Consider the following 16,215-nt stretch of genomic DNA (forward strand, 5'->3'; position numbering starts at 1 on the left):
AACACAGACGGCACCATCCGCCACGAGAACACCGGACCAGCCATGCGACACACCCATCAGGAGCAGGATGTTGCACTCACCGATGTGACCCACCTTGTGAAACTGCCCAGCCCTACGCCCGGTGCCGCGACGGCAGGGTGACGGTGCGGGAGAGGGCCTCGCGGACGCCGTGGGCAGCGGCGGCGGCGCGTTCGTCGGACAGGGCTCCGGCGCCGGTCTCCTGCATGTAGAACACGTCGACCGCCTGCGGGCCGAGTGTCGAGACGTGGGCCGAGCGGACGGAGATGTCGAGCCGGGCGAGTGCCGCGCAGACCAGGTGTACGACGCCGGGGCGGTCGTCCATCCGTACCTCCAGCACGGTCGCGGTCTGCGACGCCTCCGGCCGGACGACGACCGACGGCTCGAGCCGTGCGGGCTGCGGGCGGGAGAGCCGCTCGCCGGCGTCCAGCCGGCCGTCGACGATCGCTGCCAGCCGCTGCCGGAGCACGGCCGGGTCGAGGCCGTCGTCGGCGACGTCCCAGACCGAGACGCCGTACCGCTCCTGCACCCAGGCCCGCGCCGCCAGCACCGACGTCCGCTGGATCGCGAACATCGCCGCCGCATCCGCGAGCAGGCCGACCCGGTCGCCGGAGACCAGGGTCACCCGGGCGCCGTCGGCGTTCGGCTCGACGGTGATCGAGACAGCTGCGGGATCCGCCCGCACCTCGGCCGGCACCGGGAGCTCGGCCTCTACGATCCGGGGCGCGGAGGTGCCGGCGGCGGTCGCGACCAGCGCCGCGAGAGTACGCCGGGACAGCTGCCGGACCAGACCGGCCCGCCAGGTCGACCACGCCTTCGCCGATGCCGCCTTGGCGTCGGCCTCTGTCAGCGACGCCAGCAGCGACAGCGCCTCCGGCGTACCGAGCTTCGACGCGACCAGGGCGACCGTCGCCGGGTCGTCCGGGTCGCGGGTGGTGGCGGTCTCCGAGAGCATCAGGTGCCAGCGCACCAGCGTGGCGATCAGCTCCGCCTCGTCGGGCGGGAAGCCCATCCGGGTCGCCACCGTCCGCGCGATCGGCTCGCCGGCGACGCTGTGCTCGGTCAGCCCGCCCTTGCCGATGTCGTGCAGCAGCGCGGCGACCAGCAGTACGTCGGGACGAGCGACGTTGCGGATCAGTGCCGACGCCTCGATGCAGGTCTCCACGACGTGCCGGTCGACGGTGAAGCGGTGGATCGCCGAGGCATGCGGCAGCAGCCGGATCCGCTCCCACTCCGGCAAGATCAGGTCCAGCGCGCCGGTCTCGTCGAGCGTCTCCCACACCGGCAGCAAACCGCTGCCGGACGCGAGCAGTAGCACCAGCAGCCGGCGCGCCTCCGCGGGCCACGGCTCGGGCAGCGGCGCGCACTCCCGTACCAGCCGGGCCGCGGTCGCGGGAGCCAGTACGACGTCCCGCTCGGCCGCCGCCGCGGCGGCACGGAGCAGCAGCAGCGGGTCGTCGGCAGGACGCGCCCGCGTGTCCAGCACGATCTCGCTCGACGCCAGCGCGATCCCGCGACCGACGGGCGTCAGGCTCGGCCGGCGTACCCCACTCACCTTCGGCGGCCGCTCCAGGACCGCCTGCACCCGGCGCCAGGTCAGCCGGGACAGGTGGGTGATCCGGCGGCCCAGCTCGCGCACGTGCACCTGCACCGCGGCCGCGTCCTCGAGATCGAGCAGCGGCGCCAGGTCCTCCCACGCCTCCGGGGCGATCCGGTCGGCGGCGCGGCCGGCGTAGGTGTGCAGGACGTCGCGGATGTCGAGCAGCGACTGCCGGCAGCGCTCCAGCTCGACATGAGACACGTCGACCAGCCAGGTCGCGACCAGCGCCTTCAGCACGGTCGCGTCCCGCAGCCCGCCCGCGGCCTCTTTCAGGTCCGGCACCGAGGTGTGCGCCAGCTCGCCCATCAGCTCGTGCCGGGTCTCGACCATCTTGTGCAGGTCCGGCAACCGGGCCCGGGCACTGCGCCGCCACCCGGCGAGCATCGTGGTCCGCACCCGCAGGGTGAGGTTGGGGTCGCCGGCGAGGTGGCGCAGGTCGAGCAGCCCGAGGGCGACCCGCAGGTCTCCCCCGGCGGCATCGACCATCTCCGACACCGAGCGCACCGAGTGGTCGATGTTGGCGCGGGCGTCCCAGAGCGGGTACCAGATCTTCTCCGCCAGCGCGCCGAGGTCGACGCCGTCGTCGTGGACCAGCACCACGTCGAGGTCCGAGTACGGCGCCAGCTCGGCGCGGCCGTAGCCGCCGACCGCGACCAGCGCGACCCCGGTGTCGGGCCCGCCGCAGTCGGCGTACGCCGCGGAGCAGAGCGCATCGGCCGCAGCCGCGCGCTCGGCCCGCTCGATCGCGGTCACGTCAGTTGCAGCGCCTAGATCGCGGCCTGGTCGCGGTCGCCGGTGCGGACCCGGACGACGGTCGCGATGTCGCTCACCCACACCTTGCCGTCGCCGATCCGACCGGTCTGGGCGGCGTTCACGACGGTCTCCACGACCTGCTCGACGTCGGCGTCGTCGACCACAATCTCGACCCGGATCTTGGGCACCAGCGCGACGTCGTACTCCGCACCACGGTAGACCTCGGTGTGGCCCTTCTGCCGGCCGTAGCCGCTGACCTCGCTGACCGTCATCCCGGTGACGCCCACGGTCTCGAGCGCGGACCGGACGTCCTCCCACTTGTGCGGCTTGACCACCGCGGTGACGAGCTTCATCTGCACTTCCTAACCGAGTCGTCCGTGCCAGCGTGCGACATAGCGCACGCTGGCACGGACGACTCTAGATCGCTGCCTCGTCGCGGTCGCCGGTACGGACACGCACCACGGTGTCGATACCGCTGACCCACACCTTGCCGTCGCCGATCCGGCCGGTCTGCGCGGCCTTGACGATGATGCCGACGATGTCGTCAGCGTCGCCGTCGTCGACCACGATCTCGATCCGGATCTTGGGCACCAGCGCGATGTCGTACTCCGCGCCGCGGTAGACCTCGGTGTGGCCCTTCTGCCGGCCGTAGCCGCTGACCTCGCTGACCGTCATCCCGGTCACGCCGAAGGTCTCCAGGGCCTCGCGGACCTCTTCCCACTTGTGCGGCTTGATGACCGCGGTGATCAGCTTCATGCGTTGACCTCCTCGGTGGCCTCGGCCTCCGCGGCGACCGGCTTCTTGACCAGGACCGACGAGGCGCCCCGGCGGGAGCCGGCGGCCGAGCTGAGGTCGTACGCCGTCTCGCCGTGCTCGGCGAAGTCGATGCCGTCAACCTCGGCCTCGTCGTCGATCCGCCAGCCGAGCGTGTACTTGATCGCCAGGCCGATCACCAGCGTCGCCACGGCCGACCAGGCCATCGCGAACAGTGCGCAGACGACCTGCAGGGCCAGCAGCTTCCAGCCGCCGCCGTACAGCAGGCCCTCCGGGATCGCGGAGGTGGCAGCGGTCGGCGCGGCCAGGAAGCCGATGCCGATGGTGCCGACCAGACCGCCGACCAGGTGCACGCCGACGACGTCGAGCGAGTCGTCGTACCCGAAGCGGTACTTGAGGCCGACCGCGAGCGAGCAGAGCACACCAGCCACGATGCCGAGGATGATCGAGCCGACCGGCGTCAGCGCGCCACACGCCGGGGTCACGGCCACCAGGCCGGCGACGACGCCGGACGCGGCACCCAGCGAGGTGCCCTTGCCGTCACGGATCTTCTCGATCAGCAGCCAGCCGAGGATCGCGGCGCAGGCGGCGACGGTGGTGTTCACCCAGACCAGGCCGGTCTCGGTGGTGTACTGCGCGAGCATCTCCTCTTCCTCGGTGCTGCCGAAGACGAGCGAGCCCACGTTGAAGCCGTACCAGCCGACCCACAGCAGCCCGGCGCCGATCATGGTCAGGGTGAGGTTGTGCGGCTTCATCGGCTCCTTGCCGAAGCCCAGCCGCTTGCCGATCAGCAGCACCAGGACCAGGCCGGCGATGCCGGCGTTGATGTGTACGACGGTGCCGCCGGCGTAGTCGATCGGCGCCACGTTGAGCACGCCGTCGGTCGAGCCGAAGAGCTGGCCGGCGAGGCCGTCCGCGTCGGCCCAGGTGAGGTAGCCGCCGCCCCAGACCATGTGCGCGAGCGGGAAGTAGGACAGCGTGACCCACAGCGGCAGGAAGACCAGCCACGCGGAGAACTTCACGCGGTCGGCGATCGCGCCGCTGATCAGGGCCGCGGTGATCACCGCGAAGGTCAGCTGGAAGGCGACGAAGACGTAGTTGGCGGGGTCGAGGTCGCTGATCCCGAAGTTGTGGAACGGGTTGGCGAACAGGCCGGCGATCTCCTTGCCGGTGCCGCCATTGGCGTCGGCATACGAGTCGCCGTAGGACATGTTCCAGCCCCAGAGCACATAGACGATGCCGACCACGGCCAAGGCGCTGAACGACATCATCATCATGTTCAGGACGGACTTCGACCGGCTCATGCCGCCGTAGAAGAGAGCCAGGCCAGGCGCTGTCATCAACAGGACGAGCGACGCTGACACCAGCATCCAGGTGTAGTAGCCGTCGTACACGGGACCTCCAGGAGTCACACATGAAAGCGGGGCGAGGGCACGCGTCGACGACGATGTCGAGCCAGCCCCCGCCAGATGGTGAAACCCTCACCGGCCGAGGTTTCGACCTACGGATCCGGTTGTTGCAGTCATGAAACGAGTTCCCGCCGTTTGTTACGTCGGCGTGAACTTCGGCTCACACGACGCGGGTAGGTTTCGAACGTGACCACCCTTCCCGCCGCCAGTACGGCGCTCGTCCTGATCGACCTGATGCCGCGGCTGATCGAGCTGCCGCTCGCGCCGTACGCCGGCGCCCAGGTGCTGACCACCTCGCTCGACCTCGCCGCCCGGTTCCGTACGGCGGGGGCGCCCGTCGTCGCGGTCCGCGTCGACCGGCCGAACGTGGCCGAGCAGCCGCCCGGGAGCGGCTTCGCCCCCGGTGTGGCCGAGGACGGCGACGTCCAGATCGTCAAGGGCACGATCGGGGCCTTCCACAACACCGGCCTCGACGAGGCGCTGCGGGAGCGGGGGGTCGTTAACCTGGTGATGGCCGGGATCGCGACCAACCTCGGCGTGGAGTCGACCGCACGCTGGGCGGCGGACCTCGGCTACGAGCTGGTCTTCGTCGAGGACGCGATGACCGCCTTCACCGCCGACGAGCACGACGCCGCGGTGCGCCTGAACTTCCCCCGGCTCGGCACTGTCACCACCAGCGGCGAGATCGACCTGTCCGGCTAGCCGAGCAGCGCGTCGACGAAGGCCTCGGGGTCGAAGGGCGCCAGGTCGTCGGCGCCCTCGCCGAGGCCGACCAGCTTGACCGGTACGCCGAGTTCGCGCTGCACGGCGACCACGATGCCGCCCTTGGCCGAGCCGTCGAGCTTGGTCAGCACGATGCCGGACACGTCGACGACCTCGGAGAAGACGCGGGCCTGGATCATGCCGTTCTGACCGGTCGTCGCGTCCAGGACGAGCAGCACCTCGGTGACCGGCGCCTGCTTCTCGATGACCCGCTTGACCTTGCCGAGCTCGTCCATCAGGCCGGCCTTGTTCTGGAGGCGGCCGGCGGTGTCGATCACGACCGTGTCGGCGCCGGTGTCGACGCCCTCCTTGACCGCGTCGAACGCGACGCTCGCCGGATCGGTGCCCTCGGGGCGCCGTACGACGTCGACGCCGACCCGCTCGCCCCAGGTCGCCAGCTGCTCGACCGCGGCCGCGCGGAAGGTGTCGGCCGCGCCGAGCACCACCTTGCGCTCGTCGGCCACCAGGATCCGGGAGATCTTGCCGACCGTGGTGGTCTTGCCGGCGCCGTTGACGCCGACCACCAGCAGCACGCCCGGCTTGCCGTCGGCGCCGGTGACCGCGAGCCGCCGGTCCATGGTCGGGTCGACAAGCGCCACCAGCTCCTCACGGAGTACGTCGCGTGGCGAGGCCGACTCGGCGCCCTCGACCCGCAGCCGGGTACGCAGCTTCTCGACCAGCTCCTGGGTCGGGCCGACGCCGATGTCCGCGGTGAGCAGGGTGTCCTCGATGGACTCCCAGGTGTCCTCGTCGAGGCGCTCGCGGGACAGCAGGGCCAGCAGCCCCTTCCCGAGCGCGCCCTGCGAGCGGGACAGCCGCTGCCGCAGCCGGACCAGCCGGCTCGCCGTACTCTCGGGCGTCTCGAGCTCTGGTGCTTCGGCCTCGGCCGGGGCTTCCGCCTCGGCAGGTGCCTCCGTGGTCTCCGGCGGCGCGATGACGTCGGTACCGCCCCGCGGCTCGACCTTCCGGCGCCGGCCGCTGGCCAGCAGCCCGACGAGCGCGAGCGCGCCGACGACGGCGATGCCGATGATCAAGAAGAGCCATTCACCCATGGCGCAATCCAATCACGGGCTTCGCCCCGAACAACGCGGGCCGCCTCCGGCGGGCTCATCGCTTGTTCCGCCTGACACGCTCGCTTCGCTCGCGTCCGACGGTCAGCCGAACAGCTCGCCGTCCGGCCGCTTGGTCTCGTTGCGCTCGACAGGGAGAGCGGTGACGCTGCGCCGCGCCAGCTTGCCGAGCCAGCGCGCGCCCGGGAGATCCTCGCCACGGTGGGGGAACGCGACGTACACGACGACGACGCCCGCGAGTAGGACGATGATGAACATGGTGATGACGAGGGCCAGCACTGGTGAGGGACTCCTGAGCTTGTGATGCGGTAGCTGTCTGGTCGGGAGGGTTCGACGGCCGACGGCCAGCCTCCCATAAACCGGCGATTTCGCCCGCATGCCACCCGGCTCAAGCGCGTCGCAGCGGCTCGATGGCGGCGCCGATCGCGTCCGGCATCGATACGACGGGGCGCGGGGTCGGTGTTGTCGACGTACACATGAAGACCGTGGCGGCGTCCACGCATGTCATGATGCCGGCTGTCCTCTGTCCCTCACGCCAACGGAAGGTGCCCGTGCGCACACCTCTGACCGTCCTGGTCGCTACCTTGGTTGCTCTGCTCACAACACTCAGCGCCTCTACCGCCGCGGCTCCGCCGCGGGCGTGGAACGGCCAGCCGTGCACCATCGTCGGCACCCCCGGCGCGGACCGTCTATTCGGAACCGCGGGCGACGACGTCATCTGCGGTCGCGGAGGTCCGGACCGCATCTACGGCGGGCGAGGCAACGACACCATCGACGGCGGATCCGGAGCAGACGTGCTGTACGGCGGTGCAGGCGCCGATCGCATCTTCGGTGGTGACGGCAGGGACCGGATTCACGGCGACGGAAATGATGATCGGCTGTTCGGCCAACGCGGGAGCGATGTCGTTCGTGGCGGCTGGGGAGGCGACTACGTGCATGGGGGCCCAGGGAACGACCGGCTGCACGGTGACCGCGACGAGGACGGGCTCATCGGTGGCGTCGGCGACGACACGCTCGCGGGCGGGCGGGGCAACGATCGCCTGATCGGTGGTCCCGGAAGGGACACCTGCGACTTCGAGGACTTCGGGCCGGATGGAGAACGGCGCAGCAGCTGCACGTTCGACTTCGCGCCTCCGCGCATCAGGTGGGTCGATCCGGTGGCCTGGCAGATCGATGTGTCGGAGTCAGACGGTGCCTTCACGATCCACGCGCGCTTTGCCGACGACACGACATTTTCCCCTCTCGGCTATCCCCCCAGCGTGAGGCTTTACACCGACTCCGTGGAACTCGAATCTGAGTTCTACGACGACGCACCTCCGCAGAGCCACCGCGACGACGTTTGGGAAGCGTGGATTCCGGTGCCACAGGGCTTTCCCGACACGAAACTGAACATCGAGATCAGAGTGCGGGACGCGGCTGGGAAGGTCACCCGGTTCCAGCGTGACGACTATCTGCGAGTCGTCAACAACAATCCGGACACGTAGCGAGACCTACGAACCGTTCACCAGTGGCGCCGGCACGATCAGGATCGTCGTGCGGAGCTAGATCGGTCGGGTCAGCAGCGGCTCGACGGCGGCGCGGATCGCGTCCGGCATCGGTACGGCGGGGCGCGCGGGGTCGGTGTTGTCGACGTACACGTGCACGAAGCGGCCCTCTGCCGCCGCCTCGTCGGACGGTCCCTGGAAGAGCCCGATCCGGTAGACCACCGAGGAGCGGCCGACCTTGTCGACGACCAGGCCGGTGTCGATCGGAGCGGGGAAGCCGAGCTCGCGGAAGTAGCGGCACGACGTCTCTGCGACGATGCCGATCTGCGGCAGCGCCCTGATGTCGAGGCCGGTCGCCTCGTAGAGGTGCGCGTTCACGGCGGTGTCGAACAGCTCGTAGTACGTCGCGTTGTTGAGGTGGCCGTAGGCGTCGTCGTCGCGCCACCGGGTGGTGACCTGCCGCCAGGCGACGAAGTCGGCCCGGGTCGGGCGGGATGGGCGGTCCGGGTGGGTGTCGTGCGGCACAGCTCGGACCCTAGTGTGTCCACGTGTCCGATGCGCCGAGCCCCGCGATCCGACTGGCCCGCCCCACGCCCGAGCAGGTGCGACAGGTCGCCTCGCTCCGGTGGGAGTCCGCGTTCGAGGACGGCCCCGAACCGACCTCGTCCCGCGGCAGCTTCGTCGAGAGCTTCGTGCGGTGGTGGGCGACGCACGAGGCCAGCCACCGGTGCGTGGTCGGCCTCGACCAGGAGGGCACGGTGGTCGCGTACGGCTTCGTCGCGCTCACCGCCCGGGTGCCGGGTGCGCTGACCACCAACAGGAGGTCGGCCGACGTGCAGGCCGTGTTCGTGGCCGCCGACCACCGGAACACCGGCGTCGGCGGGCGGCTGATCGACCAGCTGGTGAGCCTGGCCCGGCTCGCGGACGCCGAGCACGTCACGGTGCACGTCAACAGCAAGGCCGAGAACGCCTACCGACGGGCCGGCTTCACCCACGACCCGATGATGCTGAACCAGACGCTGTGACGGTCAGGGCGTCTCTCTCAAGTCGGCGCCGTCGCGAGCGGGCTTTCGGGCCGATCTGGCAAGGCGGCGGCGCGAAGGCGGGCCGGTTGGCCCGTCGAGCGACGCCAACGCAGCCAGATCGAGTCCGAAAGTCCGTGCAGCAGGCGCGGACTTGAGAGAGACGCCCTAGGCCGACTGGGCCTCGCGCAGCCGCTGGCTGATCACCGCGGAGACGCCGTCGCCGCGCATGGTCACGCCGTACAGCGAGTCACCAACCTCCATGGTCCGCTTCTGGTGGGTGATCACGATCAGCTGCGAGTTCTCGCGCAGCTCCTCGTAGATCTGCAGCAGCCGGCCGAGGTTGGTGTCGTCGAGCGCGGCCTCGACCTCGTCGAGGATGTAGAACGGCGATGGCCGCGCCTTGAACAGCGCCACCAGGAACGCCACCGCCACCAGCGACCGCTCGCCGCCGGACAGCAGCGAGAGCCGCTTGACCTTCTTGCCCGGCGGCCGGGCCTCGACCTCGACACCGGTCACGAGCATGTCGGACGGGTCGGTCAGGATCAGCCGGCCCTCGCCACCCGGGAACAGCCGGGCGAAGACGTGCTCGAACGCGACTTTCACGTCCTCCCATGCCTCGGTGAACACCTGCTCCACCCGCTGGTCGACCTCGCGGACGATGTCGAGCAGGTCCTTGCGGGTCTTCTTCAGGTCCTCCAGCTGCTCGGTGAGGAACTTGTGTCGTTCCTCCATCGCCGAGAACTCCTCCAGCGCGAGCGGGTTCACCCGGCCGAGCATCGCCAGCGCCCGCTCGGCTGAGCGCAGCCGCTTCTGCTGCTCCTCGCGGACGAACACGACCGGCTCCGGCGTCTCCTCGCCCTCGGGGACCTCGCCTGGCCCCATGAACTGGGCTAGCGGCACCAGCGTCTCCGGGCCGTAGTCGGTGACCAGGCCGTCGGGGTCCAGCCCGAGCTCCTCGAGCGCGCGCTCCTCGAGCTGCTCGATCCGCATCTTCTGCTGGGTGCGGGCCATCTCGTCGCGGTGGACGGTGTTGACCAGCTCGTCGTGCTCGCGGCCGAGGTCGCGCAGCTTGGCGCGGCAGGTCAGCAGCGCCTGCTCCCGCTCCTGGCGGGATGCCTCGATCTCCGACCGCGCGGCGGCCGCCTTGGTGACCGACTGCTCCAGCTTCTCGAGTACGGCGCGTACCCCGACGCCGACCGCCTCGGCTGCCCTGCCCTCGCGCACCAGCCGCTCGCGGCGCTCCGCCGCGCGGGCCCGCGCCTCGCGCTCGGTGCGCGCCGCCCGCAGCAGGCTGTCGGCCCGGCCGTGCAGGGCGCGTGCCCGCTCCTCGGAGGTGCGCAGCGCCAGCCGCGCGTCCATCTCCGCCTGCCGGGAGGCCCTGGCCGCCTCGACCAGCTCCTCGCGGACCGAGGTGTCGGGCTCCTCCTCCGGCGCCTCCTCGGCGCTGGCAAGCCGCGCCTCCAGATCGGCAAGGCCGGCAAGGTCCTTGTCGCGCGCCTCCTCGGCGGTCTGGATCGCCTTGGCCAGCCGCTCCGCCTCACCGCGCGCGGCGCGCGCCTGGGCGCCGTACTGACCGAGCTCCTCGGCCACCGCCGCGAGCGTCGCGTCGGACTCGTGCAGCTTGGCGAGGGCCACGTCGGCGCGCTTCTGTGCCTCCAGCCGCTCCGCCTCCAGCTTGGACGTCTCGAAGGCGAGCCGCTCCCCCGCTGCCGTCGCCTCGGCGAGCTTGGCGGTCGCCTCGTCGACGGCGGCCTGCACCTCGATCAGGCTCGGCTGCGCGGACGAGCCGCCGGACGAGAAGTGCGCGCCGAGCAGGTCGCCCTCGCGGGTGACCGCGACGACGTCGGGCAGGTCGGCGACCAGGCTCCGGGCAGCGGCCAGGTCGTCGACCACGGCGACCTTGAACAGCAGCCGGGCCAGCGCGCCGGTGAGCTGCGCCGGGCACTCCACCACGTCCACGGCGTACGCCGCGGAGCCGGGCAGGCCGGGCCAGTCCCGATCGGCGGCGTCGGGTCCGGCGAGCAGCATGCCGGCGCGACCGAGGTCATCGTCCTTGAGATAGGCGATCGCGTTGAGCGCGGACTCGGCGTCGGTGACCGCGACGGCGTCGGCGGCGGAGCCGAGGGCGGCCGCCACCGCTGCTTCGTAGCCCGAGCGCACCGACAGCAGCGCGGCGACCGAGCCGAGCAGCCCGGACACCCGGTCGGTGGCGGCGAGAAGGGCGCCCGCGGCGTCCTTGCGGTTCAGGCCCATCTCAAGCGCGTCCTTGCGGGCCGCGAGCGCGCCGCGGTCGCGGTCAGCCTGCTGCGCCTCGTCCTGGACCTTGGCCAGCCGCTCCTCGATGTCGGCGAGCGTGCCGACGGCGCCTTCGTGCTCGGCGTCCAGGCCCTCTTCGCCCGCGTCCAGGCCGGCGATCTTGGTCTCCAGGGCGGTGAAGTCGCGCTGCGAGCGCTCGGCGCGAGCGGTCGCGTCCTCACGCGCCAGCCCGAGCCGGCCAACCTCGTCGTCCGCCGCGGCCGCGCGGGATTTGAGCGCGTTGACCTGGCCGTGCAGCCGGGCCAGGCCCTCGCGCCGGTCGGCGGCGGCGCGCTGCCGGCCGGCCACCCGGCGCTCCTCCTCCGCGGCAGCGTCCTCGGCTGCCTTGCGGGCGGCGATGGCGTCGTCCAGGCCGACCCGGTTGGTGTCCACCTCGGCGCCGATCTGCTGCTCCTGGACCCGCATCCGCTCGGCCTCGGCCTCGAGCTGGTCGGGGTCGCGGCCGCCCTGCGCCTCCGGTACGTCGGCACTGCTCGCCGCGTTGCGGATCCGCTCGGCCGCCAGCGACTGGGTGCCGCGCAGCCGCTCGCGCAGCCCGGACAGCGCGAACCAGGTGTCCTGGGCCTTCGCCAGCGCCGGCAGGTCCTCGCGCAGCGCCGCCTCGAGTGCCGCCTCGGCTTCCCGGGCCGCTGCGATCTCGGCCTCGACGGCGGTACGCCGCTGCACCAGCAGCGTCTCGTCGGCCATCTCCTGCTCCAGCGCGGTCTGCGCGGTGACCAGGTCGTCGGCGAGCAGCCGGGCCCGGGCGTCACGGACGTCGGCCTGCACCGCCGCCGCCTTCCGGGCCACCTCGGCCTGGCGGCCGAGCGGCTTGAGCTGGCGCCGGATCTCGGTGAGCAGGTCGGCGAGCCGGGTCAGGTTGCCCTCGGTGGAGTCGAGCTTGCGGAGCGCCTTCTCCTTGCGCTTGCGGTGCTTGAGGACGCCGGCGGCCTCCTCGATGAAGCCACGCCGGTCCTCTGGAGTCGCGTGCAGGATCGAGTCGAGCTGGCCCTGGCCGACGATCACGTGCATCTCCCGGCCGATACCACTGTCGCTCAACAGCTCCTGGACATCGAGCAGCCGGCAGTTGTTTCCGTTGATGGCGTACTCGGAGCCGCCGTTGCGGAACATGGTCCGGCTGATCGTGACCTCGGCGTACTCGATCGGCAGCGCGCCGTCGGTGTTGTCGATGGTCAGCTGTACCTCGGCGCGGCCCAGCGGCGGGCGTCCCGCCGTACCGGCGAAGATGACGTCCTCCATCTTGCCGCCGCGCAGTGACTTGGCTCCCTGCTCACCCATCACCCAGGCGAGGGCGTCCACGACATTGGACTTGCCGGAGCCGTTGGGGCCGACGATGCAGGTGATGCCGGGCTCGAGCTGCAGGGTCGTCGACGACGCGAACGACTTGAAGCCCTTGAGCGTCAGGCTCTTGAGGTACAACGGTGTGGCTCCCCTGATCTTCGTGACCTGGCTCGACCCAGCCAACATTCGGTGCTGCAACTGAACGGGACATCTTTCAAACGACCGCGCGGGGAAGCTCAGTGAGCCTCACCCTACAAGGGGAAGCCGCCCGTTTTGGGGACCCCGACTATCTACGGCACGACATAGCACGATAGGGCAGGCTGGGCCTCGTGACCGAACCGACAGCCGAGCCGACCGCCGAGGACCGCAAGGCCGGCATCGCCGGAGTCTTCGACCGTGCGGCCGCGACGTACGACCAGATCGGCGTCGACTTCTTCGCCGTGATCGGCGAGCGGCTGGTCGCGACCGCGGGCCCGCAGCCCGGCGAACGGGTGCTCGACCTCGGCAGCGGCCGCGGCGCGTCCGCGCTGCCCGCCGCCCGTGCGGTCGGCCCCGCGGGCGCCGTACTCGCCACCGACCTGGCGCCCGGCATGGTGGCCTCTCTCCGCAGCCGCGGCGGCGAGCTGCCGTGGCTGACCGCCGAGGTCCGCGACGCGGAGGATCCGCCGGACGGGCCGTGGGACCTGGTCCTGGGCAGCCTGGTGCTGTTCTTCCTGCCCGGGCTCGACGACGCGGTACGCCGCTACCGCGACGTGCTGAGCGGCAGCGGCCGGCTGGCGTTCAGCTGGTTCGGCGACGCCGACAAGTCCTGGACCGAGGTGTACGACGCCATCGACGCCGACCTGCCCGCCGACCAGAGGGCCCCGCGCGGCACGCCGCGGCAGGGACCCTTCGCCGGTCCGGAAGCGATGGCCGGTTTCCTCGAGGCGAACGGCCTCGGCGACCATCGCACCGAGACGCACCGGATCACCATCGAGTTCACCGACAGCGACCAGTACTGGCGCTGGATGTGGTCGCAGGGCATGCGCTACGTCCTGGAGATGCTGGAGTCGCGCGACCTGCTGGCGGCGGCACAGGCTCGCGTGGACCCGATCCTGGAGCAGCGGCTGCAGCGCGACGGGGTGATCCGTTGGTGGACCGACGTCCACTACACCGTCGCCCGGCCGTAGCCGGCGCGCTCGCGCTCAGGCGTTCGGCAGCCGGTTGAAGACCCGCTCGACGAGCTTCCTCGCGACCTTGACCGTCTGCGCCTTCTGGGAGGCGAGGTTCTCGGTGGCCACGTGCACCACGGCCCAGCGACCGGCGCCGATGGCGATCTCGGCGGTGCAGGTGCCCGCCTCGGCGTAGCAGCCCCAGACGGCGGTGTTGCCGTTGACGTCGTACACCTCGATCTTCATCGGACCGGTCGGCGCCCGGCCGTCGCCCTCCTTCGGAGGAACCCCGTAGACCAGCCCTTCGAACTTGCCGCTCGCAGCCTCCGCGGCACAGCCGCTGTCGGGCATCGGCTGGGTCCCCTGGACCGTGCCGAACCCGGACGCAGCGAGATCCTGAGCCGTCAGCAGGCTGCACACCTTCGACGGCACCTGCTTGGCCGTGGCCACGGTCGGCTTCGCCGGATCGTGGTTGCCGGCCGGCTCATCCGACTCGCTGGACTCAGTCGGCTCGGTCGGGTCCGTCGACCCGGTCGGCCCGCCCGACTCGCTCGGCGACTCCCCGTCTGTCGCCTCGCTCTCCTCGTCACCCGACGCCGTGGGGTCGCTTCCCGCCGAACTGCTGGAGTCCGACCGGTCGCCATCGTCGGCTTCCGAGTCGTCGGAACCGGATCCGCAAGCAGCGGTGGCCAGAAGAACGGTGGTCAGGACGGCAACGATCGACGCTCGGCGCATGGCCGACAGCATAGGGACCAGTCCACCCTCCCCCGACCCGCCCCGTCTTCACGCCATACGACGCCGACCCGCCCCGTCTTCACGCCGTACGACGCCGACCCGCCCCGTCTTCACGCCATACGACGCCGACCCGGCTCGTCTTCACGCCGTACGACGCCGACCCTGCCCGTCTTCACGCCGTACGACGCCGACCCGGCCCGCCTTCACGCCGTACGACGCCGACCCGGCCCGTCTTCGCGGCGGCGATGCCAACACTGGCCGGGTCGGCGTCCTCACACGTCAACACCGGCCGGGTCAGCGCCCTCACACGTCAACACCGGCCGGGTCAGCGTCCTCACACGTCAACACCGGCCGGATCGGCGTCCTCACACGTCAACACCGGCCGGATCAGCGTCCTCACACGTCAACACCGGCCGGATCAGCGCCCTCACACGTCAACACCGGCCGGGTCAGCGCCCTCACACGTCAACACCGGCCGGGTCAGCGTCCTCACACGTCAACACCGGCCGGGTCAGCGCCCTCACACGTCAACACCGGCCGGGTCAGCGCCCTCACACGTCAACACCGGCCGGGTCGGTGTTCTGTTCGTCGGCGTGGGCGATGTGGCCGAGCTGGCGCCAGACCAGGGCGAGGGTGATGCCGGAGCCGACGAACGCGAACCAGAACGGCGCGGTCAGGCCCCAGACGTCGGCGAGTACGCCGCCCAGCGCCTGCCCGACAACGATGCCGCCGAAGACGCCGACCATGTACACACTGCCGACCCGGCCCTGGAACTCGGTCGGTACGGCGCGCTGCCGGATGGCGCTGGAGAGCGTGCCCCACACGAAGGCGTACAGGCCGAACACGAACATGATCAGGATCGCCAGCCAGCCCACGGTGGTCAGCGCGAACGCCAGGTGCATCACGACCTCCAGCAGCAGGCAGATGCGCATCAGCGCGGCGAGCGGGATCCGCCGTTCGAGCCAGCCATAACTGAGCGTGCTGATCAGCCCGCCCACGGCTGCGGCCGAGGTGAGCAGGCCGAAGCCGACCTCGCCCATGTGCAGCCGGTCCAGCGAGTACAGGACCAGCACCGACCAGGCCGCGCCCCAGGTGACGTTGAAGGTGACGATCACCAACGCCAGCGTGCGCACCGGCGGATGGCGCATCAGCCAGCGCAGCCCGTCGACGATGTCCTGCCGGACATGGGTGTCGACCGACCGCACCGCGCCTTTCGTGGTCACGACCTGCGCAACCAGGACCACCGCGAGCAGCACCGTGATCACCTGGGCCACGAACGGCCAAGCCATCCCGGCCGCGAACAGGAACGCGCCCAGCGGCGGGCCGGCCATCTGGTTCATGGTCAGGAAGCCCGCCATGTTCCGGGCGTTGGCGATGCCGAGGTCGCGCTTGTCGACCAGCATCGGCATCAGCGTGCTCGAGGTGGTGTCGGCGAAGACCTCCGCCGTACCGATCGCGAACATCGCGACCAGCACAACCGCGACGTTCACGTGGCCGCTGGCGATCGTGGCGACGAGTACGCCGAGCACGCCGGCGCGGATCAGGTTGGCGACGATCACCATCAGCCGCCGGTCGAGGCGATCGGCGAGCGCTCCGGCGTACAGGCCGAACAGCAGCCAGGGCAGTCGCTGCAGGAGGGCGGCCAGCGCCACCAGCATCGGATCGCGGGTCTGCGAGGCCACCAGCAGCGGGCCGGCGGCGAGCGCAATGCCGTCGCCGATGTTGCTCACCCACGACGACGCCAGCAGCCACCGATAACTGGTGCCGAGGCGGGCGGGGACGACGGTTTCGACGAGACGGCTCACAAGTGAGCGACGCTACCCGCCGTACCCGCCGG

14 protein-coding genes are annotated in these 16,215 nt (G+C 71.1%); 4 read left to right on the top strand and 10 right to left on the bottom strand.

Annotated features, from left to right (window positions below; translation table 11 throughout):
* Positions 1-112 precede the first annotated feature (112 nt).
* From DDV73_RS01350 to DDV73_RS01365, 4 genes are all read right to left on the bottom strand, one after another.
* Positions 113-2,371 carry a [protein-PII] uridylyltransferase gene (locus DDV73_RS01350; protein ID WP_161962254.1) on the bottom strand — a complete coding sequence of 753 codons (2,259 nt, stop codon included), beginning with the start codon at positions 2,369-2,371 and terminating at the stop codon, positions 113-115.
* Positions 2,372-2,385: 14 nt separating this feature from the next.
* On the bottom strand, positions 2,386-2,724 hold the full coding sequence (locus DDV73_RS01355) for a P-II family nitrogen regulator (RefSeq protein ID WP_109505462.1): 339 nt from the start codon (positions 2,722-2,724) through the stop codon (positions 2,386-2,388).
* Between the two features lie 64 nt (positions 2,725-2,788).
* Positions 2,789-3,127 (bottom strand): P-II family nitrogen regulator, encoded by a 339-nt coding sequence (locus tag DDV73_RS01360; RefSeq protein ID WP_109505463.1) that lies wholly within the window; start codon positions 3,125-3,127, stop codon positions 2,789-2,791.
* Positions 3,124-4,539: an ammonium transporter gene (locus tag DDV73_RS01365; protein ID WP_240617043.1), complete on the bottom strand. Its 1,416-nt coding sequence runs from the start codon at positions 4,537-4,539 to the stop codon at positions 3,124-3,126. Before DDV73_RS01365 ends, DDV73_RS01360 begins: the two co-directional genes overlap by 4 nt.
* Before the next feature lie 201 nt (positions 4,540-4,740).
* Between DDV73_RS01365 and DDV73_RS01370 the strand changes: the two genes are divergently transcribed.
* Entirely contained in the window at positions 4,741-5,256 is a 516-nt protein-coding gene (locus tag DDV73_RS01370) for an isochorismatase family protein (RefSeq protein ID WP_109505464.1), read from the top strand.
* On the opposite strand, the gene ftsY is transcribed toward DDV73_RS01370, so the two are convergent.
* Positions 5,253-6,368: a signal recognition particle-docking protein FtsY gene (ftsY, locus tag DDV73_RS01375; protein WP_109505465.1), complete on the bottom strand. Its 1,116-nt coding sequence runs from the start codon at positions 6,366-6,368 to the stop codon at positions 5,253-5,255. The genes DDV73_RS01370 and ftsY overlap by 4 nt on opposite strands.
* A gap of 102 nt (positions 6,369-6,470) precedes the next feature.
* A complete protein-coding gene (locus DDV73_RS01380) occupies positions 6,471-6,665 on the bottom strand; it encodes a hypothetical protein (RefSeq protein ID WP_109505466.1) in 195 nt (64 codons plus the stop codon).
* A 131-nt stretch (positions 6,666-6,796) separates the two neighbouring features.
* On the opposite strand from DDV73_RS01380, the gene DDV73_RS01385 reads away from it, so the two are divergent.
* Positions 6,797-7,870 carry a calcium-binding protein gene (locus DDV73_RS01385; protein WP_109505467.1) on the top strand — a complete coding sequence of 358 codons (1,074 nt, stop codon included), beginning with the start codon at positions 6,797-6,799 and terminating at the stop codon, positions 7,868-7,870.
* Between the two features lie 57 nt (positions 7,871-7,927).
* On the opposite strand, the gene DDV73_RS01390 is transcribed toward DDV73_RS01385, so the two are convergent.
* Complete coding sequence (locus DDV73_RS01390; protein ID WP_109505468.1) at positions 7,928-8,395, bottom strand: acyl-CoA thioesterase; 468 nt, start codon at positions 8,393-8,395, stop codon at positions 7,928-7,930.
* Between the two features lie 23 nt (positions 8,396-8,418).
* On the opposite strand from DDV73_RS01390, the gene DDV73_RS01395 reads away from it, so the two are divergent.
* The gene (locus DDV73_RS01395) at positions 8,419-8,895 is read left to right on the top strand and encodes a GNAT family N-acetyltransferase (protein WP_109505469.1); all 477 of its coding nucleotides are present in this window, start codon (positions 8,419-8,421) and stop codon (positions 8,893-8,895) included.
* A gap of 165 nt (positions 8,896-9,060) precedes the next feature.
* On the opposite strand, the gene smc is transcribed toward DDV73_RS01395, so the two are convergent.
* Positions 9,061-12,630, bottom strand: a complete 3,570-nt coding sequence (gene smc / locus DDV73_RS01400; RefSeq protein WP_109505470.1) for a chromosome segregation protein SMC — start codon at positions 12,628-12,630, stop codon at positions 9,061-9,063.
* A gap of 191 nt (positions 12,631-12,821) precedes the next feature.
* Between smc and DDV73_RS01405 the strand changes: the two genes are divergently transcribed.
* A complete protein-coding gene (locus DDV73_RS01405; RefSeq protein ID WP_161962255.1) occupies positions 12,822-13,661 on the top strand; it encodes a class I SAM-dependent methyltransferase in 840 nt (279 codons plus the stop codon).
* Positions 13,662-13,676: 15 nt separating this feature from the next.
* On the opposite strand, the gene DDV73_RS01410 is transcribed toward DDV73_RS01405, so the two are convergent.
* Together DDV73_RS01410 and DDV73_RS01415 are read right to left on the bottom strand one after the other, a co-directional pair.
* Positions 13,677-14,378 (bottom strand): hypothetical protein, encoded by a 702-nt coding sequence (locus DDV73_RS01410; protein WP_154402564.1) that lies wholly within the window; start codon positions 14,376-14,378, stop codon positions 13,677-13,679.
* Between the two features lie 551 nt (positions 14,379-14,929).
* Complete coding sequence (locus DDV73_RS01415) at positions 14,930-16,183, bottom strand: MFS transporter (protein WP_109505473.1); 1,254 nt, start codon at positions 16,181-16,183, stop codon at positions 14,930-14,932.
* Positions 16,184-16,215 lie beyond the last annotated feature (32 nt).

Origin of the sequence: Nocardioides speluncae (assembly GCF_003121585.1) — a bacterium.
Taxonomy (GTDB): domain Bacteria; phylum Actinomycetota; class Actinomycetes; order Propionibacteriales; family Nocardioidaceae; genus Nocardioides; species Nocardioides speluncae.